Annotated in this window: 2 tRNA genes; both read left to right on the forward strand. The window is 49.4% G+C overall.

From position 1 onward, the window contains the following. The first annotated feature begins 92 nt into the window (after positions 1-92). Positions 93-167: transfer RNA gene (locus KGF38_RS20200), tRNA-Gly, on the forward strand. A gap of 24 nt (positions 168-191) precedes the next feature. Continuing rightward, a tRNA-Arg gene (locus KGF38_RS20205) sits at positions 192-265 on the forward strand.

The raw sequence follows: 265 nt of genomic DNA on the forward strand, positions 1-265 counted from the left end.
TTGGCAGACGCACTAGACTTAGGATCTAGCGCCATTGGCGTGGGGGTTCGACTCCCTTCATCCGCACCATTTTTATTCAATTTAATAAACGAGCGGGAATAGTTCAGTGGTAGAGCGCAACCTTGCCAAGGTTGAAGTCGCGAGTTCGAATCTCGTTTCCCGCTCCAAATTTTATGTTTATATTGTAATGTGGGTGCATAGCTCAGCTGGATAGAGCAACGCCCTTCTAAGGCGTGTGTCCGGGGTTCGAATCCCTGTGCGCTCA

The organism is Clostridioides sp. ZZV14-6387 (assembly GCF_020657835.1).
GTDB lineage: Bacteria > Bacillota > Clostridia > Peptostreptococcales > Peptostreptococcaceae > Clostridioides > Clostridioides difficile_A.